Source organism: Domibacillus sp. PGB-M46, from assembly GCF_022668875.1.
In the GTDB taxonomy this organism is placed as follows: domain Bacteria; phylum Bacillota; class Bacilli; order Bacillales; family Domibacillaceae; genus Domibacillus.
The window spans coordinates 14,570-38,390 of record NZ_JAKGCR010000001.1; the positions used below are offsets into that span (position 1 = coordinate 14,570).

Annotated in this window: 21 protein-coding genes and 1 riboswitch; of the genes, 3 read left to right on the top strand and 18 right to left on the bottom strand. The window is 46.2% G+C overall.

The genetic code is table 11. From position 1 onward, the window contains the following. Positions 1-89: 89 nt before the first annotated feature. The 3 genes from cysI to L2D08_RS00075 all read right to left on the bottom strand — a co-directional run bounded on the left by cysI (position 90) and on the right by L2D08_RS00075 (position 4,128). Positions 90-1,823 carry an assimilatory sulfite reductase (NADPH) hemoprotein subunit gene (gene cysI, locus L2D08_RS00065; protein WP_242231651.1) on the bottom strand — a complete coding sequence of 578 codons (1,734 nt, stop codon included), beginning with the start codon at positions 1,821-1,823 and terminating at the stop codon, positions 90-92. 28 nt (positions 1,824-1,851) lie between these two features. Further along, the gene (locus L2D08_RS00070) at positions 1,852-3,675 is read right to left on the bottom strand and encodes an assimilatory sulfite reductase (NADPH) flavoprotein subunit (RefSeq protein ID WP_242232029.1); all 1,824 of its coding nucleotides are present in this window, start codon (positions 3,673-3,675) and stop codon (positions 1,852-1,854) included. 207 nt (positions 3,676-3,882) lie between these two features. Further along, positions 3,883-4,128, bottom strand: coding sequence for a hypothetical protein (locus L2D08_RS00075; protein WP_375337549.1), 246 nt, complete (start codon positions 4,126-4,128; stop codon positions 3,883-3,885). A 105-nt stretch (positions 4,129-4,233) separates the two neighbouring features. On the opposite strand from L2D08_RS00075, the gene L2D08_RS00080 reads away from it, so the two are divergent. Both L2D08_RS00080 and L2D08_RS00085 read left to right on the top strand, forming a co-directional pair. After that, entirely contained in the window at positions 4,234-4,737 is a 504-nt protein-coding gene (locus tag L2D08_RS00080; protein WP_242231653.1) for a YceI family protein, read from the top strand. Continuing rightward, complete coding sequence (locus tag L2D08_RS00085) at positions 4,734-5,219, top strand: immunoglobulin-like domain-containing protein (protein WP_242231655.1); 486 nt, start codon at positions 4,734-4,736, stop codon at positions 5,217-5,219. Before L2D08_RS00080 ends, L2D08_RS00085 begins: the two co-directional genes overlap by 4 nt. Before the next feature lie 447 nt (positions 5,220-5,666). On the opposite strand, the gene L2D08_RS00090 is transcribed toward L2D08_RS00085, so the two are convergent. Both L2D08_RS00090 and L2D08_RS00095 read right to left on the bottom strand, forming a co-directional pair. After that, positions 5,667-5,813, bottom strand: coding sequence for an anti-repressor SinI family protein (locus L2D08_RS00090; RefSeq protein ID WP_242231657.1), 147 nt, complete (start codon positions 5,811-5,813; stop codon positions 5,667-5,669). 18 nt (positions 5,814-5,831) lie between these two features. Further along, positions 5,832-5,922, bottom strand: a riboswitch (cyclic di-GMP riboswitch). 223 nt (positions 5,923-6,145) lie between these two features. Beyond that, positions 6,146-7,342, bottom strand: coding sequence for a Bcr/CflA family multidrug efflux MFS transporter (locus L2D08_RS00095; protein ID WP_255821762.1), 1,197 nt, complete (start codon positions 7,340-7,342; stop codon positions 6,146-6,148). A gap of 473 nt (positions 7,343-7,815) precedes the next feature. Between L2D08_RS00095 and L2D08_RS00100 the strand changes: the two genes are divergently transcribed. After that, positions 7,816-8,628 carry a serine/threonine protein kinase gene (locus L2D08_RS00100; RefSeq protein ID WP_242231658.1) on the top strand — a complete coding sequence of 271 codons (813 nt, stop codon included), beginning with the start codon at positions 7,816-7,818 and terminating at the stop codon, positions 8,626-8,628. Positions 8,629-8,747: 119 nt separating this feature from the next. Here L2D08_RS00100 and L2D08_RS00105 read toward each other — a convergent pair whose 3' ends face one another. The 13 genes from L2D08_RS00105 to L2D08_RS00165 all read right to left on the bottom strand — a co-directional run bounded on the left by L2D08_RS00105 (position 8,748) and on the right by L2D08_RS00165 (position 23,500). After that, positions 8,748-9,680 (bottom strand): aldo/keto reductase, encoded by a 933-nt coding sequence (locus L2D08_RS00105; RefSeq protein ID WP_242231660.1) that lies wholly within the window; start codon positions 9,678-9,680, stop codon positions 8,748-8,750. Between the two features lie 60 nt (positions 9,681-9,740). Beyond that, positions 9,741-10,772 carry a LacI family DNA-binding transcriptional regulator gene (locus tag L2D08_RS00110; RefSeq protein WP_242231662.1) on the bottom strand — a complete coding sequence of 344 codons (1,032 nt, stop codon included), beginning with the start codon at positions 10,770-10,772 and terminating at the stop codon, positions 9,741-9,743. A 43-nt stretch (positions 10,773-10,815) separates the two neighbouring features. Next, the gene (locus tag L2D08_RS00115) at positions 10,816-12,006 is read right to left on the bottom strand and encodes an MFS transporter (RefSeq protein WP_242231663.1); all 1,191 of its coding nucleotides are present in this window, start codon (positions 12,004-12,006) and stop codon (positions 10,816-10,818) included. A gap of 90 nt (positions 12,007-12,096) precedes the next feature. Beyond that, the gene (gene fba, locus L2D08_RS00120) at positions 12,097-12,948 is read right to left on the bottom strand and encodes a class II fructose-1,6-bisphosphate aldolase (protein WP_242231666.1); all 852 of its coding nucleotides are present in this window, start codon (positions 12,946-12,948) and stop codon (positions 12,097-12,099) included. Between the two features lie 4 nt (positions 12,949-12,952). Further along, a complete protein-coding gene (locus tag L2D08_RS00125) occupies positions 12,953-13,831 on the bottom strand; it encodes a sugar phosphate isomerase/epimerase family protein (protein ID WP_242231668.1) in 879 nt (292 codons plus the stop codon). 58 nt (positions 13,832-13,889) lie between these two features. Next, entirely contained in the window at positions 13,890-14,924 is a 1,035-nt protein-coding gene (gene iolG / locus L2D08_RS00130; protein ID WP_242231670.1) for a bifunctional inositol 2-dehydrogenase/D-chiro-inositol 1-dehydrogenase, read from the bottom strand. 46 nt (positions 14,925-14,970) lie between these two features. Continuing rightward, a complete protein-coding gene (locus tag L2D08_RS00135) occupies positions 14,971-16,386 on the bottom strand; it encodes a sugar porter family MFS transporter (protein WP_242231671.1) in 1,416 nt (471 codons plus the stop codon). Positions 16,387-16,403: 17 nt separating this feature from the next. Beyond that, positions 16,404-17,297, bottom strand: a complete 894-nt coding sequence (iolE, locus tag L2D08_RS00140; RefSeq protein ID WP_242231672.1) for a myo-inosose-2 dehydratase — start codon at positions 17,295-17,297, stop codon at positions 16,404-16,406. 17 nt (positions 17,298-17,314) lie between these two features. Then, positions 17,315-19,225 carry a 3D-(3,5/4)-trihydroxycyclohexane-1,2-dione acylhydrolase (decyclizing) gene (gene iolD, locus L2D08_RS00145; protein WP_242231673.1) on the bottom strand — a complete coding sequence of 637 codons (1,911 nt, stop codon included), beginning with the start codon at positions 19,223-19,225 and terminating at the stop codon, positions 17,315-17,317. 29 nt (positions 19,226-19,254) lie between these two features. Beyond that, complete coding sequence (gene iolC, locus L2D08_RS00150; RefSeq protein ID WP_242231674.1) at positions 19,255-20,238, bottom strand: 5-dehydro-2-deoxygluconokinase; 984 nt, start codon at positions 20,236-20,238, stop codon at positions 19,255-19,257. A gap of 26 nt (positions 20,239-20,264) precedes the next feature. After that, positions 20,265-21,080: a 5-deoxy-glucuronate isomerase gene (gene iolB, locus L2D08_RS00155; protein WP_242231675.1), complete on the bottom strand. Its 816-nt coding sequence runs from the start codon at positions 21,078-21,080 to the stop codon at positions 20,265-20,267. Positions 21,081-21,156: 76 nt separating this feature from the next. Next, positions 21,157-22,626: a CoA-acylating methylmalonate-semialdehyde dehydrogenase gene (locus L2D08_RS00160; protein ID WP_242231676.1), complete on the bottom strand. Its 1,470-nt coding sequence runs from the start codon at positions 22,624-22,626 to the stop codon at positions 21,157-21,159. 463 nt (positions 22,627-23,089) lie between these two features. Next, a complete protein-coding gene (locus L2D08_RS00165; RefSeq protein ID WP_242231677.1) occupies positions 23,090-23,500 on the bottom strand; it encodes a hypothetical protein in 411 nt (136 codons plus the stop codon). Positions 23,501-23,821: the final 321 nt, after the last annotated feature.

The window sequence follows — 23,821 nt, forward strand, 5'->3', positions numbered from 1 at the left end:
GTATCACTTAATTTGGACACAAAAAAGCAGGGCTCCGAACGGAACGGATCCCTGCTTTTTTATCAAAATACCCAATAGTATGGGCGGTTTTATTTGTGGAAGTTTGTTCCATCAGTGGTCGCTTCGACAATACCAGCACGAATGACGAAGTCACCGAAGTGCTCGCCTTCCTGGCGCTCATTTGCGTAGCGGGAAAGAAGGACGCGCAGTTCTTTTAAAATTTCTTCTTCTCCAATGTTTTCACGGTACATTTTACTTAAGCGGCTGCCGTCATGCGCAGCGCCCAGGTACATGTTGTATTTGCCAACTGCTTTTCCGATAAAGCCGATTTCGCCAAGTGCGTGGCGGGCACAGCCATTCGGGCAGCCAGTCATACGAATCGTAATTTCTTTGTCGCGGAGTCCGTTTTCATCGATGATTTCATCAATTTTATCCATTAAGCCCGGCAGGTAGCGCTCAGCTTCTGCCATCGCAAGGCCGCATGTCGGCAGGGCAACGCAGGCAAGTGCGCTGCGGCGGATCGCTGAATGATGGCGCCCTTCTGTTAATCCATACTGGTCAATGAGCGCCTCAATTTTTTTCTTGCTTTGGGCAGACACATTGCCAATGATCAAGTTTTGGTTGGCTGTGAGACGGAAATCGCCTTTGTGTATTTTTGCAATTTCCCGAATACCCGTCATCAATTGATAGTCAGGGTAATCCACAATCCGGCCGCCTTCAACAAACATGGTAAAATGCCATTTGCCTTTTACGCCTTTTTGCCAGCCGTACCGGTCACCATTATGATCAAAGTGGAAATCGCGTGCTTCTTCAAGCGTCCAGCCAAGGCGGCGCTCCAGCTCCGCTTTTACGTTTTCGAGGCCAAGACGGTCAACTGTATATTTAAAACGGGCATATTTACGAACAGAACGGTTTCCGTAGTCGCGCTGAATCGTAATCACTTTTTCCGCAAGATCAACAACTTTATCAGGTGTTACAAAGCCAATTACTTTTCCGAGCTGCGGATATGTTTGTGTATCACCGTGGCTCATCCCCATACCGCCGCCGATTGTTACGTTAAAGCCAGTCAGCTTATTGTTTTCAACGATGGCAATAAAACCAAGATCCTGTGAAAATACATCAATATCGTTAGAAGGCGGTACCGCGATCCCGATTTTAAACTTACGCGGCAAGTAAAGCGGACCGTACATCGGTTCTACTTCTTCCGTTTCCGGTGTGCCGGCTACTTTTTCTTCCCCAAGCCAAATTTCATGATAAGCACGTGATTTCGGAAGCAGGTCATCACTCAGCTGTTTTGCCAGTGCGTGAACTTCGGTGTGAACTTCCGACTGGTATGGATTCGACGTAGCCATTACGTTCCGGTTTACGTCTCCGCATGCCGCAATCGTATCCATCATCGTTGAATGAATGTCTTGAATCGTCTGCTTCATGTTCCATTTTAAAATTCCATGGATCTGGAACGTTTCACGTGTTGTCAGTTTTAGGGTGCCGTTTCCGTATTTATGCGCCAGGGTGTCCATCATCAGCCACTGGTCTGATGTTGCGACACCGCCTGGAAGGCGCACGCGCAGCATAAATTGATAGGCCGGCTCTAATTTTTGTTTTTGTCGTTCTGTGCGCAGGTCACGGTCGTCCTGCAAGTAGCTGCCGTGGTGCTTCATCAAGCGGTTATCATCTTCTGGAATACCGGCTGAGATGCGGTCCTGCATCACTTCTGCAAGTGTGCCGCGCAATAAATTACTTCTCTCTTTAATGCCTTCTACATCACTTGGCGGGCCTTCTGGTGCGCGCAGCTGGTGAAGGTCATTTACCGTTTTGCTCATTGTGCTTGTCCCCTTTCGATCATAAAACTTAATATACGTCGCGCTGGTAGCGTTTTTGCTGCTGCATATCGGCTACATACTTCTCTGCCTGCTCGCGGCTCATGCTGCCTTCTTTTTCTATAATATCAATCAATGTCTGGTGTACGTCGTGAGCCATATTTTTCTCGTCGCCGCATACGTAAACGGCAGCGCCCTGTTGAAGCCATTCGAACAATTCTTTGCTGTTTTCCTGCATCCGGTGCTGTACATATACTTTTTCGGCTGTATCGCGTGAGAATGCGACATCCATTTTTGTCAGCACGCCGTCTGCCAGCCACTTCTGCCATTCAGTCTGGTACAGGAAGTCGGTGACGAAATGCTGGTCTCCAAAGAACATCCATGTTTTTCCTTCAGCACCTGACTCTTCACGCTCCTGCATAAACGCGCGGAACGGAGCTACGCCTGTTCCTGGCCCGATCATAATAACCGGTGTTTCCGGATTTTCCGGCAGCTTGAAATTGTCGTTATGCTGAATGTAAACCGGCAATGTATCGCCTGGCTCTAAACGCTCTGCACAAAGAATCGAGCAAACACCGTTCCGGTCACGGCCATTCGCATTGTAGCGGACCGCACCAATTGTTAAATGTACTTCATCTGGATTCGCTTCTAAGCTGCTCGCAATCGAGTAAAGGCGGGCTGGCATTTTCCGCAGCACATTCACAAAATCCTGAGGTGAAACGCCAAATGGTCCAAACTGCTGTACTACATCAAGCAGGTCGCGGCCGTGCACATACTCTTTTAGCTTCTCGCTGCTGCCAATTAGCTCATGAAGCTCATCTACGCCCGTTAACTGGGCGATTTTTTCCAGTAATGGCTTTGTTAATACTGTTATTTCATAATGCGTTAAAAGCGCATTACGCAATGAAAGAACATCGCCTTGTTTATTAATCGTCACTGTTTCATCTGGATTCCAGCCAAATGCCGCAATCAGTTCCTCAACCAGCTTTGGATCGTTTTCTGGATAGATGCCAAGCGCATCACCCGGTTTGTACGTAAGCCCTGATCCTTCAAGTGAAAGCTCAATATGGCGTGTTTCTTTGTTTGAACCGCGTCCATTCAAATTAATGCTTTCAAGGATCTCCGCACGAAACGGGTTCGTTCTTGAATACTCAGATTCTGCCACTTGTGTGCCTGCCGCCGGTGCCGCTTGAGCTGCTGGTGCCGCTGCCTCGGACAAGCTTTTTACGACACTGTCAATCCACTCTGCTGCCGGCTCATCGAAGTCAAGATCGCAATCAACGCGCGGTGCGATACGCTTGCCGCCGAGTTCTTCTAAACGCTGGTCAAACTCTTTTCCTGTCTGGCAGAAAAATTCATACGAGCTATCGCCAAGAGACAGAACAGAAAATTGAAGATCCTCCAGTTTTGGCGCACGCTTGCCATGAAGAAACTCATGGAATGTAATGGCATTATCCGGCGGATCGCCTTCTCCATGTGTGCTGGCTACAATCAGTAAATTTTGTACTTTTTTCAGATTATTTGGCTTAAAGTCACTCATTGCCGAAACTGTGACGTTAAATCCGTTTGATTCGAGTGTTTGGCCGGCTTTTTGGGCTAAACGCTGTGCATTACCCGTTTGAGAACCGTATAAAATTGTTACATCTTTCGACACAGCTGGAGCAGCTGCCGCTTGAACGGGTGCCGCTGTTTCAGCCGCAGCTGGAGCAGGTGCCGCTGAAACAGCTGCAGATGGAGAAGCGGCTAAAAATCCGCCCAGCCATACCTTTTGCCCTTCTGTAAGTGTTGGCAGAAGGCGATTCAGGAGCTCTGCCTGCTCCTCATTAAACGGACTGTTCGTTACTTGAAGTTGCAACACGATCCACCTCACAAATTTATAGGAAAATTCTTTTTAACGCCATAATAATACATTTATCGTAGACGTATTATTCCTACAAGTCAAGTCGGTTTTAATTATATCAACCATTAGCAAATACTTATAGTACAGCAAAAAAAAGAAAAGTTCAGTCTCTTTCATTAAAAACGGCACCTTTCTTTTAAGGAAAAGGCGCCGTTGATCAAATTATTTTTCATCGTGTGTAGGATGTGCCCCCGGATATTCTCTGGGGCGATTTTCATGCAGATGCTTAAATTCGTACGTAAAGTTGCTCGCCACGTGCTGGTCTTTTTTCCACGGCGTACTTTTTCCTTCCACTGGTTCTTCGTTATCAATTGGCTGTCCATAAGCTCCTTCTGGAAATTCTTCTGGAATCAAGGTCAACTGGTCCCGTACATTGTACAATTCTTTATAATCCGTTTTCTTGTCCACTTGCTCACCTCCTCTTTACTTAGTATGTCCTGGCTTGCTGTTTGTTTTATTCGTGACAATGCAGGGAAATAATGAAAAAAAGAAAAGATTAAGGGGGACTTTGATATGGACAAACCAACATGGGTCGTGGATAAATCCCAGAGCCAGGTTTATGCCGCTGTCAATCATGTGAAAGGCTCCTTCCCTTCATATGAAGCGACGGTTGAAGCCGAGGCAGATCATTTCGTAACAGCGAACATCTCGTTTAATGTGGAACTGTCCACCATACAAACAGGCAATAAAGAACTTGATGCCCACTTGGTATCAGAGAAGTTTTTTGATGTGGAAAAATACGCAGAAGTACGGTTTATCGCTAACAATATTTTGGATCAGGAGAATGGGCAATACGAACTCGTCGGCGACCTTTCCCTGCACGGCGTAACCCGGACAGAATCCTTTTTTGTTACATTTCATGAGAAACAGAATTCCGAAACAGGTGAAACCGCCCGTTTCCAGGCAAAAGCCGTCATTAAACGCAGCGATTATGGTTTAACGCTCGAAACAGGAGGCGTGCATATTGAGGACGACGTAAAGATTGTGCTGGATCTTCAGCTGGTGAAGGCTGCATGAACAAACGGCTTGTCCATATAGCGGCTTGTGTGATGCTGCTGTCGGCCTGCCAGCCCGGCCAACCTGAGCCCGGGCCGGCAGCCGAAAAAGCCGTACCCATGCAGGAAATGGCCGCACAAAAAAGCGGGCTGTCTCTTACAGTGCAGAACGTATCTGACAGCGCCTTAAGACTGATGATTCAAAATGGGCGTAATACTGATTTTACATATGGACGCGCCTTCCGAATTGAACAGCAGCTGGACGGTGCCTGGTATGCTGTTCCATTCCAAAAAAACAGGGATGCTTTCGAAGAAATTGCACTGTTGGCTCCACCCCGCAAGCAAACCATTGAAACAGTTGACCTTGGCCGCCTCCAAAAACCGCTTGAAGCGGGCAAGTACAGAATCGTCAAAGCGTTTCGTTCTTTTTCTATTGATGAAAATGGACGCAGTGTGTATGGAACGGAATTTTGGCTGGCAGCATCTTTTGAGATTGGAAACTAAAACAGCTCCACACCTTTATGGCGTGGAGCTGTTTTGATGAAAATGTTTGATTACTTCTCAATATCACCAGGCATTAATTCGGAGACAAGCATCGATCTGTTTGAGTTGGTTTTCCGGCAGCGCATTTAATAGAAAAAGACTAAAGTGCCGCTCCGATAGCTGTTAACATAAAAATAGCAATTAAAATAAAGACTATTTTCCTGGGTCAAATTCGATCCTTTTTTAAGCCACTTAAAAATAAACAAAAAATTCAGCTTATTTTCACCGTGTCAGATTGCTTCCTTCTAGTATGATCTACAGCGAGTTTATGCCAGCTTTACACTTAATACGCGTATTAACCTTATTATATGAATAAAATTGTATATAAAGTCAATACTTCACACATAAGCTTATTTAACTTAAAGAATAGATTTTACACTGTAGAAACTACTTTTCTAAAATTTTTTATTAGGCAGGGGCAGGGTTGGAGGTTTTAAACGCCGTTAAAAATTCTCTTATTTCTTCAATAGATAGACCTAAGTCTTTGGCAGCCTGCATCAACTCAATCCATTCAGAATCTAATGTTTGTGTCTCGATTTTCTCCTGTTCTAACATTAAACATCCTCCATTTTATGAAGCAGCCCAGCCATCATCATCTTTTAACAAAGACCTTAGACCTGAAGCTTTGTGTCCTGACCTTTCAATCAGTTTACCTTTTGTTCTATATACTTGTAACTTTTTTACGATTGTTTTCATATTGTAACAAAATAACTGGAAATTGTTTGTCGAAAATTGGCATTCATAAAAACTTTTTTTATAGTGAAAACCATCAATTCGATTTCTGTTCAATATTTCTTTTACAGAGATAAAATGAACAAAACCGCAAGGGATTTTTTAAGCGAAAAGGCTGTCGACAAAGTCGACAGCCTAATATAACTCTTACATTTCTAAGCTTTTTTAGTGCCCCGGGCGAGCCCGAAATACGCAATCATCGACAGCATGCTGGCACCGAAGATCGTCAGCCCCATTGGAACAGCCGTATTTTCACCAGCAATGCCGACAAGCGGCGCCGTCAGTGACCCAAGCGCAAATGGAAGCAGGCCAAGAAGCGCTGACGCACTGCCGGCAATATGCCCTTGTGTTTCCATCGCAAGAGAGAAAGCGGATGTACCAATGATACCAATTGAAGAAACAAAAAAGAAAATAGGAATAACGATTGAATAAAGCGGCCCATGAATCAATACCATGATAACGAGCACGATGCTTGATATTGCCGACATCCACAAGCCGAACCGCAAAAATCTGGCTTCTGAAATGGTATCTGAAAACCGGCCGACCACTTGCGAGCCGATCATAATGCCAATGCCGTTCATACCAAACAGCAGGCTGAACAGCTGGGGAGATGCGCCATAAATATTTTGATACACGAAAGGTGTACCTGAAACATAAGCAAAGATCCCGCCGACCATAAAGCCCTGTGCAAGCGCGTAGCCCATGAATTCCCGGTTTTTCACAAGAGAACCGAAGCTTTTAAACGTTTGGGCAATGCTGCTTGGCTGGCGCCGTTCGACTGGAAGCGTTTCATCCATTTTCCATGTTACGACAAGCATTAACCCAATGCCGATTGCGCTAAGGACAAGAAATACACCGGACCAGTCTGTAAAGGCGAGCACGCCGCCTCCGACAATTGGCGCTAAAATTGGCCCAAGATTGTTGACAAGCATAAGCATCGCAAAAAATTTGGTCAGTTCACGCCCGCTGTACATATCCCGCACAACTGCCCGGGAAACAACAAGACCGGCTGCTGCTGAAAATCCTTGAACAACACGACCGGCAATAAACAAATAAATAGACGGTGCAAAGGCACAGAAAAGAGAAGCCGCAAAATATAAAAATAAAAAGAAGGCCAGCGGTTTTTTCCGTCCGCGCACATCACTCATCGGCCCGATTACAAGCTGCCCCAAAGCAAGGCCGATTAAACAAGCCGTTAAGCTGATTTGGACAAGCGACGCAGTTGTCCCGTAGTCATTGGCAATCGTCGGAAACGACGGCAGGTACATATCAATCGTAAATGGACCCATCGCTCCGAGCGTTCCGAGAAGAATCGCCATCTGCGTCCGCTTAATGGTACGTGTTTTTTCCAATTTATCCCCCTCTTTTCCAACAAAACAAAAAAGCGCTCGTCCAGAAGCCCATTTTGTTTCACAATATGAATAGTATAGCGGATTTGGTTCCGCTCGCCCAGCATTCCCACTTATTCTTTTCTGCTGATAGAATAAAAGAATCCTTATTCTTTTTTACCTGTTTAAGCATATGAATATAGTGGAACATGTACACTGATCTTCTGCGAGACGTCTTATGGCTGAAAATAAAAAAATGAAACAAAAGATGAAACCTTTTTTTATTTGTTTCGTAGAAAAGAAAAACAGGAAAGTAGGGATTTCATGTTAAAGAAACTTCTTCAACAAGTACTGAATCAAAAATCTTCTCACAGCCGCCGTTATTCCAGCAGTGATCACCGATCTCGAAAGCATTCCCATCACTCTTCAAAGCATGGACACCATTACTATAAGAAAAAACGCGGCTCTTCTTCCAGCTCTTACAGCAGCTGAAGCGTATGCATATGATGTTTTCTAAGCTGATTGAACGACCGTTAAAGCCAGGCATCCTCGTTGGCGGCCGGTTTCGGCTGTCAGGCCTGCTTGGCAGGGGCAGCTATGGCCTCACGTACAAAGCGAAAGATTTACAAACGGGCGGGGATGTAGTGGTTAAACAGCTGCGCAACCGTAAACGTCACAAGCCGGCTGAGGTAAACTTCTTTTGGCAGGAAGCTCATTTTTTACAGCAGCTTCGCCACCCGGCCATCCCCCGGTTTGTTGCTGCTTTTAAAAGAAATGGCGTGCCGTTTTTTGTGATGGACTCGATAAACGCTCCCAATTTTGAGGAGTTAATTTTCCATCAAAATCAACGGTATACTGAAAAAGAAGCATTTCAAATCCTACTGGAGGTCCTTTATGTCGTCCAATACTTTCATCGCCAAGGAATTGTTCATCGGGACTTGCGCATTCCAAATATTTTGTGGGATGGGACGGCTGTGCATGTAATCGACTTTGGCCTCGCACGGATTCTTGGCAGCAGCCCTTCCTCCAGGCACAGACGAAAAAAAGAGCACCCGCTTTTTCGGGAGCTGTCTGTTCGAAGCGACTTTTTTGCACTCGGTCATTTTGTCCTGTTTTTGCTGTATTCCACATTTGAGCCTTCGTCCAAAAAAGAAAAAAGCTGGGAAGAAGAACTGACGCTTTCTTCTCCAGCAAGGTATGTGATTCGTCGAATGCTCCAGCTGGATCAGCCTTATGAAACAGCCGATGAGCTAATAGCAGATGTTCAATATATCATAGACTCATCGAAAAAAGCGCTGCATTTAATATAACGGCAGCGCTTTTCCTCTTTCGGCTTATTTGAAAAATGTTAAGCCGTTTTTTTAAGCTTTTTCCTGAAAAAGCCGGCCGATAAAAAAGCTGCCCTTATGCGGGGGCAGCTTTTTTATCATTATTGAAACACCTGGTCAATTTTGCTGATTTCTTCTTGTGTAAGCTGAACATCCAATGTTTTTAAGTTGTTTAATACTTGTTCAGAACGTTTTGCACCTGGAATGATGACATCAATCGCATCGCGTGTTAAGTACCATGCCAGCACTAAATGAGCCAGTTCTACCCCTTTGCTTTCTGCAATCGGACGAATTTGATCGACTTTTTCAAGATTCGCTTCAAATGCTCCTTTTTGGAAGTATGGCAGGCCGTTGCGAAGATCGTCAAATGTTGCATTTTTATCGTACTTGCCTGTTAAAAGCCCGGATGCAAGCGGGAAATATGGCACAAATGAAATGTTTTTCTCAGTAAGGTACGGGAACAATTCTTTTTCCGCACCGCGTGCAAGCAGATTGTATTCTCCCTGAAAAACATCGACATGACCGTCTTTGTTCGCTTCCTTCAACTGATCAAGAGAGAAATTAGAGACACCGATATGGCGGATTTTCCCCGCATCTTTCAATTCCTTTAAGGCTCCAACCGCTTCATCCTTCGGTGTTTGTTCATCTGGAAAATGAATATAAAACAAGTCAATATAATCCGTTTGCAGGCGTTTCAAGGCCTCGTCTATGGCATTTTTTAAGAAAGCCGGGGAATTGTCGAATTTTTCGCCGTCATCGGTTAAAACATGTGCTGCTTTTGTGGCAATCACAGCTTCTGATCGATTCCCCCGCTCTTTTAACACTTCCCCAATCAATTCTTCCGAACGCTTCGGTCCGTAGATAAAAGCTGTATCAAGAAAGTTAACATCATGGTCAAGCGCTGTACGCACCATATCACGGCCGGCTTCTTCATCCAGGTTTGGATATAAGTTATGCCCCCCTACCGCATTGGCACCAAAGCCAATCGGGTTTACATGCAAGTCTGTTTTGCCGATCTGCACAAGCTTTGTCATTATGTATACATCTCCTTTTACTTTTTTCCACCCTTTTCCTATTGCCAGAATGAGAAGGGGCTAAACCCCTTCGGCCGCTCCAAACAATTGCTCTTTTTGATAAAACCCGCATGATTCCCGAATAATCAGCTCGTCTTTCATGACGAATTTTTTCCGGTCAATTGAGCCGCCTTTTAAAAGCGTTAAAAGCAAATCCGTTGCTTTTTGGCCAATCTCATATTTCGGCTGATCGATCGTCGTCATGTAAGGAGTGAAAAGAGACGCCATCCGCAGGTTATCAAATCCGACGATAGCTATATCTTCCGGTACGCGGAGGCCGTGATCTTTGACTGCTTTAATTGAGCCAAGCGCCATTTCGTCATTAAACACAAACACAGCTGTCGGACGATCTTCAAGCGCCAGCAGTTTCACCATTTGATTGTAGCCTGAATCCAGCCCATCATCTCCTTCCTGCACCCAGGCAGGATCAATCGGCAGGTCATGGCCCATCATTGCCTGCTTGTAACCGCGCAGCCGGTCCCGGCTTAAGATAATATCCATAGGGCCACAGATATGCGCAATCTTCCGGTGCCCGACATGGATCAAATGCTCCGTTATTTTGCGGGCACTGCTGATGTTGTCAATCGAAACCGTCGGAATGTCCAGGCCATCCATATATTCACAAGCAAGAACGATTGGAAACTGGGACGATAATTCTTCCAGGCTGTCCCGATCCATACGGGCGGTTAGCAGTACGGCACCGTCTGCCTGTTTTCTATATAGAAGCTCAATGTATTCTCTTTCCCGCTCAACCTGATTTTCTGTGTCACCCAAAATAACCTGATAACCATTTTGAAGCGCTGTATGCTCAATACCGCGCAGCACTTCGGAAAAAAACGGACGGGTGATATCCGGCACCACCACTAAAATCGTTTTTGTTTCACGCGTGCGGAACTGGCTGGCGATCATATGCGGTTTGTAGTTTAATTCGTTAATTACCCGCATTACTTTTTCTTTCGTTTCTTTGCTGACCAAATCTGGCTGGCGAAGCACCCGGGACACAGTAGCCGGAGATACATTCGCCCGTTTGGCCACATCTCTCATTTTCATCATATTGTTCACCTGCCTTTTCCCTGTTCCGTTCTTATTATCTCTATTATAACGAACTCTCATTATTATGTTTAAATATTGATTCCGTTTTCATTTCCCCTTGCCATTTAAAACTAAACAAAGCGCCTAATACACCAACAGCACCGGAGAAATAAAAGCTTGCTTCCAGTCCAAAATACGTGTTTAAAATACCGGCTAAAAAAGGGCCGGCGAACATGCCGACAGCATAAAGAGCCTGGTAGGCCCCCATCGCCGTTGCCCGCTTGGCGTGCGGAATGTCTTCTACAGCCATACCAAGAAAAAGCGGAAACAAAAGGCCAAGGGCAAATCCATTTACGAGCTGCAAACCAATCAAGGCTGCTTTTGCATCCGCGAACGGCATAAGAAAAGTAAAAATTGCCGCGGCAGAAAAAGCGACCTGCAGCGTGCCCCATTTACCCAGCTTCGGGACAAACCAGCTGCCGCTTAACAATGTAGAGACAGCATGCGGCACCATAAAAGCAAATACAAGAATTGTGATGTCACCCGCCCGCATGCCGGCTGACAGCGCATAATCAGTCGTAAAACCGAACATCGTGGTAAACATGATGCTGTGCGCTAATATGGACAGCAGCGATACTTTTAAGAGCATCGGTTCCTTCAGCGCTGTTCCGAGCTCCTTCAGCCGAACCGGCTCCCGTTTTGTTTCTGTTTTTCCTTCTGCTACAAACAGCGAAAGCAGCAGGCCCGCGGCTCCGAAAGCAGCTCCGAACCAGTAAGGTGCATGCCAGCCCCATTCTTCCACGATCCACGCACTGAGCGCCATCCCGAGCAGCTGGGCAAATACAACGGCAAAAGACAGGCGGCCCATGGCCCGGTGCAAATTCCGCTCCGCTGCGTAGCTTGAAAAAAGAATGGTAAAAGCCACCCAGGTGGCGGCAGCGATGCCCGCCAGTGAACGGGACAGGAGCACCCATCCAAGGCTTTCAGTCAGCGCAAAAGCAAGGCAGCTGAACATACTGACTGCCATACCGGCCACAACAAAGCCTTTCCGTTTGTTCCAAAGGTCTGACCCGATACCGATGGGAAGGCGAAACAAAAACTGCATAAGTCCGTAGCTTGCCAAAACGATGCCGATAAAGGTATATGTGCCCCCTATCTGCTCGATGTAAGGAGAGAGCATCGGAATATAAATAAAGTGCGAAAACCAAAAAAGAAAAGAAATCAGTAACAACAATCTTTGACTGCGTTTGTTCACATGCTCACATCCTGCTCTTCGGCTCTTTGAGAAAAAGGAGCCGTCCTATGCAATGGACCAGCTCCTCTCTCTTGATACCAGACAAGCGTATTAGGCTTTGCCGCTCGTGTTAAATTCTCTCATTTTCCCTTTTACAGCGTCCTTTACTGCTTCAATGGCAGGCAGTAAAACAAGACGCGGCTCGTATACATCCGGATTTCGGCTTAATGTTTCACGGACAGAGGCGGTCCATGCCTGGATGCTTTCTGTGTTTACATTAATTTTTGCGTGGCCAAGCTCTATGGCACGCTGAAGCTGGTGAAGCGGAATGCCGGAGCCGCCGTGCAGGACAAGCGGCACGTCCGTTTTCTCCGAAATTTCTTTCATTTCATCAAAGCCAAGCTGCGGCTCACCCTGATACGGGCCATGGACCGAACCAAGTGCCGCGGCCAGTGCATCAATGCCGGCTTCCTCAACGATTCGAATGCATTCATCCAGATCCGCATATTGAATACCACCGACCATGCCATCTTCCTGCCCGCCGACTGTACCGACTTCTGCTTCAACTGTGGCTCCTTTTTCCTTTGCATACGCGACGACTTCCTTCGTCATCGCAATATTTTCATCGATTGGGCTGTGGGAGCCGTCGATCATGACAGACGTATAGCCTGCATCAATCGCCTTCTTACAGCGCTCAACGCTCATGCCGTGATCTAAATGAAGCGCAACTGGCACGGTAATATTTAATTCCTCCATCAGTGCCTTGACCATCGCAGCAATCGTTGTGAAGCCGCCCAGGTAATCCACAAGCCGGTCGGATGAGGCCAAAATAATGGGCGCTCGTTCTTCTTCTGCTGCCTGCAAAAACGCCTGGGCAAATTCCAGTCCGTTAATATTGTACTGGCCGACGGCGTAGCCGCCCTGCTTTGCTTTTTGCAGCATGTCTTTCATTGATACTAACATACAATCAGCCCTCGACTTTCTCCGTTAACCCAAGACCTTCTTTCATTTTTTGAAGCATAAGTCTACTTGACCAGTCCGCTTTGTCTTTCCAGGCAAATACAGCGTTTGTTGCGATGCCATCAAAGTTCATTTCTTTCAGCTTGCGGAAAATTGTATCGAAATCTACTTCTGCTTCACCGATGTTCAAATGCTGGTGAACCGTTGCTTCTACTGCCGGCGGGTTCACAATGTAGCGAAGGCCGTCTGATGCCATATGGTTAAATGTATCCGCAAATAAAACGTGCGTCAGGCGGTCGCCTGCTGAATCAAACATTGGCGCGATATCGCCTTTACCGTTGTCATAGTAGAACGTGTGAGCTGTAGAGTATACAAGATTAATCCAGTCTTTATCCAATGCACGGATCATATCCATCGCACCGTCATGTGTTTCAATGAAATCATATGGATGCGCTTGAAGGTTCAATTTAATGCCTTCGCGTTCAAAGATTGGCAGCAATTCATCCATAGAACGGATAAACTGCTCTTCACATACAACCGGATTGAATTTAGATCCATTGAATTCACTGTTCATTAAATCTACTTCCAATTCAACGGCTACCTCGATGGCACGTTTCCAGTTGCGTACGGCTGCCTGGCGGCGGTCTTCGTCTGGGCCTGCCCAGTAGTAAAGAGGAAGAAGAGAAGAAATCTGAACGCCTGCATCACGGCAGTAGCGTTTTAAGTTTTTAATTTTTGCACTGTCTACTTTAGGGTACTTGTAGAAGGGGCAGAAATCCTCGCGCGGTGAAAGCTCAATGTAGTCATAGCCAAGCTCCGCTGTTTTATCTACCATTTCTCTTAAAGAAAGATCGGCATACATCGTTGGATCAAGTGCTAGTTTCATTTCAAATTCCTCCTATTTATCTATCATCGTTACGGAGCCGGCCAAGCCGGCACCATTGTTAGTTTACAGCTGCTGTCTGCTTTTGGTAGAATGCTGGTTTTTCTTCGAGCGCTACGTCTTCTTTCTGGCCGGACTGCTGTGCTTTCACGCATGCATCCGCTGTTACAGCGGCGATGTAGCCGTCCCATGAAGTCGGTCCGTTCGGCTCACCTGTTGCTTTGATTGAATCCATAAAGTCCTGCAGCTCTACGTCGTAGGCATCAATGAAGCGGTCTTTCCAGTCTGTCATAATGCTCGTAGAAAGCTTCGCGCTCTTGCGTGTCACGATGCTTGCCGGCTCCGGCAGGTAAGCTACACCGTCCTCACCGATGACTTCACATTGAATGTCATAACCATAGTGGCAGTTTACGAACACTTCCGCGTTAATAATGATGCCTGATTTTGTTTCTAAAATAATGATTTGCGGATCTTTCAAGCCTGCATGAGCGCGTGCTGTTTTTTTCGGATATAATACTTGTACTGATTTATAGTCATCATTAATCAGCCAGTGCAGCACGTCAATTTCGTGAATGAGTGTATCAACAATGGCCATTTCTGTTCCGTATGTTTCTGGTACTTCCGGATTGCGGTGTACACAGCGGACCATCAATGGATCACCGATTTCATTCGCATCAATTGCTTCTTTTAATTGAACATATCCTGGATCATAACGGCGCATAAAGCCTACTTGAACTAGCTTTTTCCCGTGTGCCATTTCAGCCTGGACGATTTTCATTGCGCCTTCCGCCGTTGTTGCAAGCGGTTTTTCACAAAATACGTACTTGCCTGCTTCTATTGCGTTTAATACGTTTTGTTCGTGCGCCGGACCCCAGCTTGTAACCAAAACGGCATCTACGTTCGGATCCTGGCAAAGAGCTTTATCGTCTTCATGGACAACTGCCTCAAGTCCGTATTGCTCAACAGCTAGTTTTGCAGATTCAAGATTCATATCTGTTACCGCAACGATTTTCCCGCCTGCTAAACTGTTTGTAATGCGTTTAATGTGTTCGCGGCCAATAGCCCCTGTTCCAATTACTCCAAATTTCAATGTCATGATTGATTTCCTCCCTGATATTCTCACTTTTATAACGCTTACATCATTAAGCGCGTTTATTTTCTGTATAGCTTGCTACCGCTGGTTTTTTACCGTGATTGCGGAACTTTTGCTCTAATTGTTCAAGCGTAAGCCCTTTCGTTTCTGGAAGGAATTTTGCTACAAATCCAATTGCCAGGACGCCAAGTGCTACAAAAATATAGAATGTTCCGGATAGTCCTACTGTTGAAAGCATGATCGGGAATGATAAGCCGACTAAGAAGTTGACAAGCCATAAGAATAATACGGTTAAGCCCATTCCAAAACCACGTAATTGCAGCGGGAAAATCTCAGAAAGCATCAGCCAGGTGACTGGTGAAATGGCACCCTGCTGGAATGCAAGGAATGTAACGGTTAAGGTAAGAACAACGTATGGCAAGTTTGGTGAGCCTTCTAGTACACTTGAGAAAATGGCAATCAACAAAAGGCATAGAGTTGTACCGGCAAGTCCTGCCATCAGCATCGGACGGCGGCCAATTTTGCCTAACAGCCAAATACCAACGAATGTAGCGAGTACGGAAATTGCTCCGTTTGCAATATTACCCACAAGTGCCGCTTCTGTTGTAAAGCCGGCATCTTTTAAAATCTCTGTTCCATAGTACATGATCGAGTTTACACCCGTAATCTGCTGCACAACCGCGATACCGACACCAATAAACATAATGCGGCGAATCCACGGTGTGGAAAGATCTTTGAAACCGGCTTGCTTTGTATGTTCTTCTTCAGTAAATGTTGCTTTAATTTCAGCTAGTTCAGTTTTTGCTTCTTGCTCTGAACGAATGCGGCTTAAAACCGCAAGTGCCTCACTGTCTCTTTTCTTAGACACAAGCCAGCGCGGGCTTTCCGGCACTTTCAGCATACCGATGAATAAGAAAATGGCTGGAAGAGCGGCAATCAGCAGCATCACACGCCAGATTCCTTCAACGTGGCCGAGTGTTGTACCAAGGATAGCATTCAAAACAAAAGCTAAAAGCTGACCACTAACGATCATCAATTCATTTTGCGTTACGATACGACCACGGCGTGATGCCGGTGACATTTCTGCCAGGTAAGAAGGAACGGTAACGGATGCTCCGCCTACCGCCAGCCCAAGCAAGAAACGAGAAATGATCATAACGGTGACGTTTGGTGCAAGTGTACATCCAAGAGTGGCAACGAAGAAAACCACGGCCAGCATTAAAATGTTTTTTCTGCGTCCGTTAATGTCTGACAGCCGCCCGCCAAACAAAGCACCAAGTGCGGCACCGAAGAGAAGCGAACTTGCTACGAACCCTTGTGTTGCAGGCGTTAAGCCCAGCTCTTCTGTCATAAAAGGAAGAGCTCCATTGATAACACCTGTATCATAACCGAAGAGAAGTCCGCCCAGCGTCGAAATAATGATAATCTTACGTAAGAAAGATGATGGGGCTGCGTTTGTGTTCATTGTTCATGCACCTCTTTTTATTTCTCCACGCGTGCAAGCAATGATTCGTCCAAATACCTTCGGGCGATCAATGCATACTCAAGCGGGTGGGCAATCGCTGGGTCCTGTTCTGCTTCAATGACGATCCAGCCTTTGTATCCATGCTCTTCAAGAAAGCGGAAAGGCTTTCTAAAATCAATGCATCCGTCTCCTGGCACTGTAAACATTCCAGCTAAAAACGATTCTCTAAATGATTTTCCTGGCTGTTTGCATTCGTCCATTACCGACTCTCTAACATCTTTGAAGTGAACATGTTTAATACGATTCATATGTTTTTCAAGAAGTGTCATATAATCGCCATCTGAAGCAAAAATATGGCCTGTATCATATAGAAGGTGGACATGGTTTGAGTCTGTTCCTTCCATTAAACGGTCAACTTCTTCCAGTGTCTGCACACCGGTTCCCATATGATGATGGAAGACAAGCTTTAAACCATAGCTGTCAGCAATTTTTCCAAGTTCATCCAGCCCGTCGCAAAGGATGTTCCATTCTTCATCGCTAAAGTAAGGCTTTTCGGCAAAAACATTTTTATCAAGACCCTGTATGCTGTATGTTTGTTCGGAAACCACTGCAACCGCTGCTTCCACTTCTTTTAAATACGCACAGTGGGCATGAAATTCCTGTGACGCTTTTTCAATGCCATCACGAATGATAAAGCTTGAAAACCACTGGCCCGCAATTTTTAAGTTACGCAATGCCAGTTCCTTTTTTAAAACGGCAGGTTCAGGGAAGAAGCCGCCGACTTCTGTCCCTTGAAATCCTGCTACAACGATGTCGCTTAATAAATGAGATAGTGTATTTTCAGCGCCGATTTCTGGAATGTCATCGTTGCGCCAGCCAATTGGAGCAATGCCCCATAAAATATCCTGCATGATGTGCGGACCTCCTATTAATACATCTTCGCCGTTTCTAGTTTTTCCGCTCTTGCGGCATAGGCTTTTTGAACGCTTTCAGACTCGGATACTTCAGCGACGCCCACGTTCCACCAGCCATCATAGCCATCCGACATTGTTTTCGGAAGCACTTTCATATCAATCAAAGTGGAAACGGACTGCTTTTTCGCATCTTCAAGCGCAGCTTTCAATTCTTCTACTGTGTTGGCTTTGTATGATTTTGCTCCGTAGGCTTCTGCCAATTTCGCGTAATCGATGTTCATAATCTTGTTGTCGTGTGTACGGAACTCACAGAAGTATGAGCCGCTTCCATTATCCATTTGCAGGTTATTAATACATCCGTAGCCAGAGTTATCAAACAAGAGAATATTGATTTTTTTATCGTACTGAAGCGCTGTTACAAGTTCTGTGTGAAGCATAAGGAAGCTGCCATCTCCAACGGCTGCGTATACTTCACGGTCCGGGTGAGCGAGTTTTGCACCCAGTGCGCCGGCCACTTCATATCCCATACAGGAATATCCGTATTCCAGGTGGTAAGTGTTCGGTACATCAGAATGCCATAAGCGCTGCAGGTCGCCTGGAAGGGATCCGGCTGAACCGATAACGATGCTGTTTGGTGCGACTGCTTCATTGGCAGCGACCAAAGCGGCTGTTTGTGTGAATTCAGTCTCCAGTACATCGGCATATTCATTCAGTGTTTCCTGAGAAAATTGATCCTTGATTTCCGGCGTGAAGTTTTCACGGTTAAATGTTACGTTCGCCAGACGGTCACGTTCCGTCAGCCATTCTTCTTTCCATGCTGAAAGCAGGCCGCCAAATGCGGTTTCGTAGTCTCCCAAAAGAGGTGCCAGCTGCTCAAGCGCCGTTTTTGCATCCGCGACAACCTGGAATCCATCCATCTTGTAAGCCTGAAGGCGGCTGACATTGATATTTAAGAATGACGTTTTGTCAAAATCAAACTGTGTTTTGGATGATGTTGTAAAATCTGTGTAGCGTGTGCCGACACCGATTACAAGGTCTGTATCGCGCGCCACTTTGTTTGCAGCCGACGTACCAAGAATACCTACGCCGCCCAGGTTATTTGGAAATGAAACTTCCACTGTTGATTTTCCGGCCTGTGTTTCTACAAGCGGAATATTATGCTTTTCGGAAATTTGTTTTAAAATGTCGCGTGCACCTGAATAACGGGCACCGCCGCCCACAATAATGACAGGCTTTTTGCTTGCTTTGATCCGCTCTGCCGCGCCTTGAATCTCGCGTTCTACCGCTGGCTTGCGATCCAAATAATGAACACGCTTTTCGAAGAAACGCTCGTCGTAATCAAACGCTTCCCCTTCCACATCCTGTGCGATGCAGATGGTCGCCGGGCCCGCTTTGGCCGGGTCGGTCATCACTTCAAATGCACGGATCAGTGCGGACATTAACTGTTCCGGGCGTGTGACGCGGTCCCAGTAGCGGGAAACTGCCATAAACGCTTCGTTTGTGGTTACCGCTGTGCTGTGTTCATGCTCCAGCTGCTGAAGCACCGGGTCAGGCTGGCGCGTCGCAAAGGTATCCGCCGGCAGCAAAAGAACCGGAATGTTGTTCGCAAACGCGGTTCCCGCTGCTGCGATCAAGTTTGCCGAACCCGGGCCGGCAGATGTCGTGACCGCATAAATTTTGCGGCGGAGCATTTCGCGGCTGTAGGCGATTGCCGCCTGCGCCATGCCCTGCTCATTCTTCCCCTGGTAGACTTTCAAACGGCCTGCATCCTCTTCAAGCGCCTGGCCAATTCCAAGTACGTTTCCGTGACCGAAAATGTTGAAGATGCCTTCAACGAAAGGCGTTTCTTCGCCATCAACGTGAATGTACTGCTGATTTAAAAATTTAATTAACGCTTGCGCGGTTGTTAATCGAATGGTTCCCATCCCTTATTCACCTCTTAACGAATCATTTTTTATGCGTATACAGCAGATTCAATCAGCTGCTCAATCTCAGAAACAATGGGCATCGCATCCGACGAGCTGTGCTTGCTGACTACAATCGATGCAGAAGCACTGCCATACTTCAAAGCCGTTTCAATGTCTTTCCCGCTGACAAGTGCGTAAAGGAAGGCGGATGCGTAGGAGTCACCTGCACCGAATGTTTTCAGTACGTTTGTTTTGTACGCCTGCGCGCGGAATACTTCTCCCGATTTTGCATACGCGTATGACCCTTCTACTCCATGCTTGATCACAACAAGATCGGCTGAATGCTTGAATAGGTTTTGAATCGTTTCGTTGTTGTCGCCGCCCTGGATGTTTTCCATTACATCAAACTCATCTCGCGTGCCGATGACGATATCGGACTGTTCAGCAACAAGCGAGTAATAAACGGCTGTTTCTTCCGGCGACTGCCATGTATATGGACGGTAGTCAAGTTCAAAGACAATTTTCACGCTGTGCTTTTTCGCCAGGCTGACCGATTTCAAAACGGCTTCGCGTGACGGGCTTTTTGCCAGCGCTGTACCGGAAACAAGCAGGATCTTCGCTTTTTGAATGTAGTCTTCGCTTACTTCAGATGGCTCAAGGTATAAATCTGCTACATCATCACGGTACATCAAGATGCTGCACTCATCCGGGCTTAAAATTTCAGTGAAGGCAAGACCTGTTTTATGCCCTTCTTTGTCTGTCACCATATTGGATGTATCCACGCCGACTTCACGCATGTATTTTTCAATGAATCTACCGTGCTGGTCATCGGCAAGCTTGCCGATAAAGCCGACTTTCAAGCCAAGCTTCGCGCTGCCGATGGCCACGTTTGCCGGTGAGCCGCCAACGTATTTCGTAAACGTCATCGTCTCTTCCATCGGCATGTTGTATTCGTTTGCATTTAAGTCGATGCAGGCACGCCCAATGGCGATTACATCAAGTTCTTTTTCATTATTGAATGTATAGTTCATTCGGTTTCACCGCTCCTTTAATTGGGTTAACGTTTTAAAATCCACTCATGGTCTGGATCATTATGAAATTTCCAAATACGTGTCGGGCCGGCCATCACATTTAAGTAATAAGACTCATAGCCATCCGGTACGCCGACTGGATGATAGCCTGCTGGCACCAGCACAACATCGCTGTTTTCAACGGTCATCGTTTCATCAATGGACCGGTCATCGGTATACACACGCTGGAACACAAAGCCCTGCGGCGGATTCATTTCATGATAGTAGGATTCTTCTAGGAATGACTCATCCGGCAGGTTGTCCTGGTCATGTTTGTGCGGCGGGTAGCTCGACCAGTTTCCGCTTTCTGTATACACTTCTACGACAAGCAGACTGTTTGCGCGCGGGTCGGAATCCGGCAGGATATTGTGAACCATCCGTTTATTGCTTAAAATACCTCGGTTTTCAATGCCGACCTCCGAGGCTTTAATGAGTACAGTCGGCAGCTGCTCCTGGGAAGGGGAATAGCATAGTGCTACCCGGGCAGCCGTTGCGCCTTCTACGTGGAATGTTTTGTCGTTGGAAACATACACACTGTCTGTCGGCACTTTTTCGAAGACATTTTCACGCGTGCCAAGGTTACGGAATTCTTCGCTTCCTTCGGTGACGTGAATCTTGCCTGTCAGGGCGACAATGCAGCATTCTGTTTTATTTAATGATTCAGTGTAAGTGGCGCCGGGAGCCAGATCAATGACTTTAAATCCGACATATTCGAGGGGGGAGTTTTCTTTTGTGACGTCATGTACGAGTGTGACGCCTTCTGACTGTTCGTTTTTCATTGGTTTTTGAAGCAAGCGGCTCATGTTATGTACCTCCTGATTTTTTCTTGAATAGCCTGCTGCCCGGGTTGAGCCGGACAGCCAGGACAAATTCAAGATATTACTTCACGTAGCGTGCAGTGACCATTTTCTTGCGTGTAAAGAATTCAACTCCGTCTTTACCATTCGCATGAAGATCGCCGTAGAATGAATTTTTGTAGCCTGAGAATGGGAAGAATGCCATCGGCGCCGGCACTCCAACGTTAATGCCCAGCATGCCTGCGTGAATCGTTTCACGGAACTGGCGTACCGCTGCTGCACTGTCTGTGTACAGGCAGGCACCATTCGCAAGTGTAGAAGCGTTCGCTGTCTCCACACCTTCTGCCAGGTCTTTTACGCGGACGACGGAAAGAACCGGCGCAAAGATTTCATCCTGCCAGATCGTCATCTCCTGTGTCACGTTGTCGAAGATCGTAGCGCCAAGGAAGTAGCCGTCACCGCTCGCGGCTTCATCTTCGCGGCCGTCACGCACAAGTGTGGCACCCTGCTCGATACCCGCTTCAATATAACCGATTGTACGCTGTTTCGCATTTTCGCGGATGATTGGGCCAAGGAATACGCCATCATCTAAACCGTTGCCAATTTGAATGTTGTCGGCTGCTTCTTTTAGTTTTGCGATAAACTCATCGGCAATGCTTTCTTCTACTGCTACAACGGCTGCAGCCATGCAGCGCTCGCCCGCTGAACCAAAAGCGGCGGCTGTAACTTCTTTTGCGGCAAGATCAAGATTTGCATCTGCCAAAACGATGGAGTGGTTTTTCGCTCCTGCAAGCGCCTGTACACGTTTCAAGTTCGCTGCGCCTGTTTTGTATACGTATTCTGCCACTGGCTGTGAACCGACAAAGGAAATGGCTTTTACTTCCGGGTGCTCAAGAAGGCCGTTTACGACATCATGCGCTCCGTTTACGATGTTCAGTACGCCGTCTGGAAGGCCGGCTTCTTTGAATAGATCGACTAATTTCGCTGCTAAAAGCGGCGTACGTTCAGACGGCTTCAGGACAAATGTGTTACCGCATGCGATTGCCAGCGGGTACATCCAGCATGGAACCATCATTGGGAAGTTAAATGGTGTGATACCGCCAACAACGCCTACTGGATAACGGTACATGCCTGATTCGATATTTGTAGCGATGTCTGGAAGCTGGCTGCCCATCATCAGTGTCGGTGCACCGGCTGCGAATTCTACGCATTCAATTCCGCGCTGCACTTCACCCATGGCTTCTGACAAGCTTTTTCCGTTTTCAATCGTGATCAATTTCGCTAGCTCTTCCCAGTTATCCACAAGAAGCTGCTGATATTTGAAAAGAACGCGTGCACGCTTTGGAACAGCCGTCTGCGACCATGTTTTAAACGCTTCGCTTGCTGCCTGCACCGCACGGTCTACGTCTTCTTTTGTAGAAAGCGGCACCTGGGCAATTTCTTCGCCTGTTGCCGGATTTACAACCGTTTCGGTCTGGCTGGACAGAGAATCCACCCATTCTCCATTTATGTAGTTTTGTAATGTTTTCACTTCTGAATTTACTGCTGACATGTTTGATTCCTCCTTGAAAAGTCGGTTTTAAAATAAACAAGAAGCTGGCCATCGGCTTAAAAGCAGCGTTTGACTGAAATCGATTTCATCATGTTTCAAAAATAAGAACGCTGTTTTAAGAGACTCCTCCACTTAATATAGCGTTTTCATTACTGCCTTATTAATGATCTTAGTATCCTTTACACTGCCTTATCAAGCAGCATGATACTGAAATCGATTTCAGTCGATTTCACTGAAAACAGCTTATTGACGTTTTGATAGGATTATTAAGTAACTAATCCAGCGATCCTTACTAAATGAAAACGCTATTTGAAATCGATTTCATTTAGTTATTTCTGAACCTTCAAAACTTTATATTGAAAGTGTACAACACTCTTTTTGATTTGTAAACACTTTCAATGTAATTTTTTTCGATAAAAAATAAAGAACCCGACAAATGCTGTCAGGTCCGCATTTTCGTCCATTATTTTTTTTGAAAAACAGATAGGATGGCATAAATCAACACCATAATAAATCCTATTCCTGCTGCCAGAATAAATCCGTAAATTCCAACCATTCGGATCCAACCAATTGTGAATGTAAAAAAGATCCAAGCATACACGATGCCTCCTAAAACTAAAGCAAGCGGCCCATTGAACGGAAATAGGCGCCTCCACTTCCAAATAAGCAAAGCGGCTAAAGCGCCTAGTATGACAAGCCCCGCTGCTTGGTCCGGCCCGAAAAAAGGCAGCAGCCGTGACTGTTGAACATCTGCGTCAGCTGGGGATGGCTGGGCAAGTACTGTAAAAGTTGAAAAAATAGACCAGGCAGCTGCAATGGCAAATAGGGTAATCATCACCCAATTGATTTTTTGATAAAAAGACTTGTTTTGCATATTATGACTCCTTTTTGTACTATACAGGCTCCAGCCATTTTAAGTTAAATGAGATATTGGCCTCTTTTAAAAACGGCTGGATATGAGACAAGCTGGCTCTTACTCTTTGCAGCAGCATATGACTTTCCAGCCGCCTCTTTCATTATCTCATAAAAAGTGCTACTCAAGTATGTAAAGGATCGAGCACCAATGATTTGAATTGGTTTTCCGGCGGCCCCTCCACCCGTTTCTCCTCAGCTCGCCGGCTAACAGCTGTTTAAACCAACAAGAGCAATTGAACGATGTTCAGCTGCGGCCAGCTGCTTCGCTCCTTTTTCCGCT

Excerpts from the sequence above, each read along its gene's own strand:
- cysI (WP_242231651.1), bottom strand. The coding sequence starts at position 1,823 with ATGAGCAAAACGGTAAATGACCTTCACCAGCTGCGCGCACCAGAAGGC.
- L2D08_RS00080 (WP_242231653.1), top strand. The coding sequence starts at position 4,234 with ATGGACAAACCAACATGGGTCGTGGATAAATCCCAGAGCCAGGTTTAT.
- L2D08_RS00085 (WP_242231655.1), top strand. The coding sequence starts at position 4,734 with ATGAACAAACGGCTTGTCCATATAGCGGCTTGTGTGATGCTGCTGTCG.
- L2D08_RS00090 (WP_242231657.1), bottom strand. The coding sequence starts at position 5,813 with ATGTTAGAACAGGAGAAAATCGAGACACAAACATTAGATTCTGAATGG.
- L2D08_RS00100 (WP_242231658.1), top strand. The coding sequence starts at position 7,816 with ATGCATATGATGTTTTCTAAGCTGATTGAACGACCGTTAAAGCCAGGC.
- L2D08_RS00105 (WP_242231660.1), bottom strand. The coding sequence starts at position 9,680 with ATGACAAAGCTTGTGCAGATCGGCAAAACAGACTTGCATGTAAACCCG.
- L2D08_RS00110 (WP_242231662.1), bottom strand. The coding sequence starts at position 10,772 with ATGATGAAAATGAGAGATGTGGCCAAACGGGCGAATGTATCTCCGGCT.
- fba (WP_242231666.1), bottom strand. The coding sequence starts at position 12,948 with ATGTTAGTATCAATGAAAGACATGCTGCAAAAAGCAAAGCAGGGCGGC.
- L2D08_RS00125 (WP_242231668.1), bottom strand. The coding sequence starts at position 13,831 with ATGAAACTAGCACTTGATCCAACGATGTATGCCGATCTTTCTTTAAGA.
- iolG (WP_242231670.1), bottom strand. The coding sequence starts at position 14,924 with ATGACATTGAAATTTGGAGTAATTGGAACAGGGGCTATTGGCCGCGAA.
- L2D08_RS00135 (WP_242231671.1), bottom strand. The coding sequence starts at position 16,386 with ATGAACACAAACGCAGCCCCATCATCTTTCTTACGTAAGATTATCATT.
- iolE (WP_242231672.1), bottom strand. The coding sequence starts at position 17,297 with ATGCAGGATATTTTATGGGGCATTGCTCCAATTGGCTGGCGCAACGAT.
- iolD (WP_242231673.1), bottom strand. The coding sequence starts at position 19,225 with ATGGGAACCATTCGATTAACAACCGCGCAAGCGTTAATTAAATTTTTA.
- iolC (WP_242231674.1), bottom strand. The coding sequence starts at position 20,238 with ATGAACTATACATTCAATAATGAAAAAGAACTTGATGTAATCGCCATT.
- iolB (WP_242231675.1), bottom strand. The coding sequence starts at position 21,080 with ATGAGCCGCTTGCTTCAAAAACCAATGAAAAACGAACAGTCAGAAGGC.
- L2D08_RS00160 (WP_242231676.1), bottom strand. The coding sequence starts at position 22,626 with ATGTCAGCAGTAAATTCAGAAGTGAAAACATTACAAAACTACATAAAT.
- L2D08_RS00165 (WP_242231677.1), bottom strand. The coding sequence starts at position 23,500 with ATGCAAAACAAGTCTTTTTATCAAAAAATCAATTGGGTGATGATTACC.